This window comes from Psychrobacter sp. AOP5-GZ1-6, assembly GCF_052376345.1.
GTDB lineage: Bacteria > Pseudomonadota > Gammaproteobacteria > Pseudomonadales > Moraxellaceae > Psychrobacter.
In genome coordinates, this window is sequence record NZ_JBQSVP010000208.1 from 1 (window position 1) to 3,187 (window position 3,187).

Sequence of the window (3,187 nt, forward strand, 5' to 3'; positions counted from 1 at the left end):
TAATAGTTCATCTTTTTGTCACATTAAAATTCGATATTGCTATATTAGTAACAACAATATTATATTTTATATATAATTTTTTTTCTAATAGAAGCCTAGTGAATGACATTTGAGTATGAGTTCTAATTCAGTAAGGAATTTGAGAGATTTTAATAATTAATCATTCCAAATCTGGCTTCAAATATAAGGCTTTTATCGGTGATGGAACAGTCATCACTGGCTCTCCGCAAACCACTCATTATGGTATTCCTATCGCTCGGAAGGGCGACAAGGTCGTCTGTAAGAAATGCAAAAAGGTTGTCACTATTATCACGGGTGACCCATCCTATATAGTGGATGGTGCGCCAGTTGCCCGTGTAGGTGATATGACCAGCTGCGGCTCAAAACTGATTGCTAGTCAACAAGCATTTTCGGAGTCGGGTTTTGATGTGGGTAGTATTGCACAGGCAGAACCTTTGCAGTTTGCGAAGTCGGATTCAGCGAGCTTTTTTTCTCTTGAAGATAAAGCTGTTAGTAAATATAAAAAGAAGATTTTGTTTGAAGACGAGTATGGTGATCCTTACTCTAATTCACCTTACATAGCATTTTTTCCAAACACTCAAGAACTGAGAGAAGGCACAACAGATGAGCAAGGCTATACGGAAGAGTTCATTACAGATGAACCTGAAGAAATAGTCGTTCATCTGATTACAGAAGATGAAATTGAGCAATGGAAGACATTATATTAAATGCATCCAATACAGCGACTGTGAATCAAAATTCTATTTACAAGTCAAATTATTATATTTTCATAAAAAATAAAGGTGATAATAAAATGTCTAAATACCCTGAAGGAATTAAAGATACATTCTTATGCTTAACAGGCATAAAAGCCTGGCCATACACGAAGGTAGTTTCAGTCGAAGATGGCGTACCTACCTTAGAAACACAATGTATAAAGAAAAGCAGTTACTCAGAGCAAAAAGGCAATGTAGTTGATACAGCATCAAATGCTGCTCAAGCAAAGTATTTAACGGGTCCACAAGGAGCTACAGTAGCCACTGGTACAGGTGCTCTTGCAGGTGGTGTTGCTATTTTGAGTGCAGGTACCGCAATATTGAGAAAAGATTATGATGAGTATATGCAAACAGGAAATCATTACAGCTTTAACAACCAAAAACTTTCGGACTGTTTATCTACAATTAACTGGGAAAAATATCCAGATTTCGAAACAGCTTTAAAAAGCGAAGGTATGAAATGTAAGCTCTATTAATTTTTGATAACGGCTACACGTAAGAAAACTATTTATGAATATAAAAAGTCAATTTAAAAAAGGTATAACAAATGACCATTAGATTTTTATCTGTAGCTAAAATAATGTCGCTAATAACTATAACAACAATAATTAATGGTTGTAATAGCTCTTTACCTCAAACTAAAGACAGTCTAGAACTTATAACGCAGGTTGATTTAAGAAGTCTCAATAAGAGCCAAAATTTTAATAAAAAAATTATTCAAGCAGCAGATGAAGCTGCCGTAATCTCAAGCAATAAAAGCAATTATGTTGGCTACAGCATGGTAGAAGTTAATGGATATCAGATATTATTCAAACCCGAAGAGCCTAACTCCCTACTTATCTATCAAAACGGCAAACTACTCTCTGACTATATTGATAATAAAGCAACATTATATAAGGATAACACTTACTTCCCTTATGTAAATCGTCAGTCTGTTCACTATAATAATAAAAAAGACGTACTAAACTATAATAATGGTTCTCTATATTTTCGTGACTATGGATTGAATGGTATAGAAGGTGTATTTGAAATAGAGTCTTCTGGTAATAAAGCTATAGATGCTCTTATTGGTGGTGGTTTATCTACAAAAAAATTACTCTACCAAGGTGAAGAGTGTGAGATACAGCCGCAATCACAAATGATCGCTTGTTGTTTTATTGAAGATAAAAAAGAATTACTCCAACTTGGAGATAATGGATGGGAAATTCGCACACCAAATGATAATTTTAGTTGTGAAAAAAATTGATAGTTTGCATCATATAGTCAGTTCCTCAGAGCTATGAAAAAGCTTTTGAGCTGTTTCAAAAAGCTGCTAACCAGAAGTACTCTGATGCTCAATTTAATTTTAGTGTTATGTACGACAATGGCGTAGGCATTGATCAAAACTATGAAAAAGCAATAGAGTGGTATTTGTTAACAGCTGATAATGGAGATTTTGATGCCCAAAATAACCTTGGCACTTTTTATGAAAACGGCTACGGCGTACCGCAAGACTATAGTAAGGCTTTAGAGTGGTATACCAAAGCCGCTGATCAAGGGGTAGATGTAGCACAACTTAACATCGGTGGTCTTTATGAGAACGGTTATGGTGTACCGCAAGATTATGATAAAGCTTTTGAATGGTACAAAAAAGCAGCAGATCAAGGCAATCAAGCAGCCAGTAATCGCATCGGTAGATTAGTCATGAATAATAAAATTGACGATACTGGTATCACTATCTACAGCACTCAAGAAACTGGTCTTACATTGGGTGATCTTGAAAATATGAGCCAATAATAATAAAAGCTGTATGAGCCAACAGTTTTTAGCTCATACAGCCACTAATTTATAAAGTGTTTAACAACCTCATCACTCCACCAAACCATCTAAAATAGATTTGACTTCCGTGACGTACTGACCCAAATCTGGCTTTGAATATAAGGCTTTACCAATGGCGGTACGGTCATCACCAGCTCTTTACAAACCACTCATTATGGCATTCCTGTCGCTCGTAAAGGGGACAAAGTCGTCTGTAAGAAGTGCAAAAAGGTTGTCACTATTATCACTGGTGACCCGTCCTATATAGTGGATGGTTCACCTGTTGCCCGTGCAGGTGATATATATTTTGCGCCAAAAGCACATGAAAAGGACTTTTCTCTAGCTTCAGACGCCGCCAGCAAGCATTTCTTTATACATGAAATGACCCATGTATGGCAGTATCAGAATGGTCAAACTGTTGCCTTACGTGCTATTGGCGAGCAACTGTTTTTTGAATTCCCAAGTAAAATTGGATTAGGAGATGGTGCGTACGTATATAAACTTGATCAAAGCAAAAATCTACTTGATTATGAGATAGAACAGCAAGCTTCTATTGTTGCGGATTATTGGGCTATGAAGAATAGACTTATTGATAAAGTTAAGCAAAGAGCTAC

The 3,187-nt window shown here is 36.1% G+C and carries 4 protein-coding genes and 3 pseudogenes; all 7 read left to right on the top strand.

The annotated features are described in order from the left end of the window. Window positions 1–212 precede the first annotated feature (212 nt). Window positions 213–728, top strand: a complete 516-nt coding sequence (locus ACT3RN_RS15005) for a PAAR domain-containing protein (protein WP_318779562.1) — start codon at window positions 213–215, stop codon at window positions 726–728. Continuing rightward, window positions 710–1,252: a hypothetical protein gene (locus ACT3RN_RS15010; RefSeq protein ID WP_192520745.1), complete on the top strand. Its 543-nt coding sequence runs from the start codon at window positions 710–712 to the stop codon at window positions 1,250–1,252. The genes ACT3RN_RS15005 and ACT3RN_RS15010 overlap by 19 nt, the downstream gene beginning before the upstream one ends. Before the next feature lie 71 nt (window positions 1,253–1,323). Further along, window positions 1,324–2,022, top strand: a complete 699-nt coding sequence (locus tag ACT3RN_RS15015; protein ID WP_192520746.1) for a hypothetical protein — start codon at window positions 1,324–1,326, stop codon at window positions 2,020–2,022. Window positions 2,023–2,042: 20 nt separating this feature from the next. Further along, window positions 2,043–2,099, top strand: a pseudogene (locus tag ACT3RN_RS15020) (hypothetical protein); the annotation flags it as partial. Next, window positions 2,073–2,552 carry a tetratricopeptide repeat protein gene (locus ACT3RN_RS15025; protein WP_263972674.1) on the top strand — a complete coding sequence of 160 codons (480 nt, stop codon included), beginning with the start codon at window positions 2,073–2,075 and terminating at the stop codon, window positions 2,550–2,552. The pseudogene ACT3RN_RS15020 and the gene ACT3RN_RS15025, both read left to right, overlap by 27 nt. Before the next feature lie 201 nt (window positions 2,553–2,753). Beyond that, window positions 2,754–2,816, top strand: a pseudogene (locus ACT3RN_RS15030) (hypothetical protein); the annotation flags it as partial. 24 nt (window positions 2,817–2,840) lie between these two features. Further along, window positions 2,841–3,187 (top strand): annotated as a pseudogene (locus tag ACT3RN_RS15035) (hypothetical protein); the annotation flags it as partial.

Coding starts and splice junctions, on each gene's coding strand:
- ACT3RN_RS15015 (WP_192520746.1), top strand. CDS start 1,324: ATGACCATTAGATTTTTATCTGTAGCTAAAATAATGTCGCTAATAACT.
- ACT3RN_RS15010 (WP_192520745.1), top strand. CDS start 710: ATGGAAGACATTATATTAAATGCATCCAATACAGCGACTGTGAATCAA.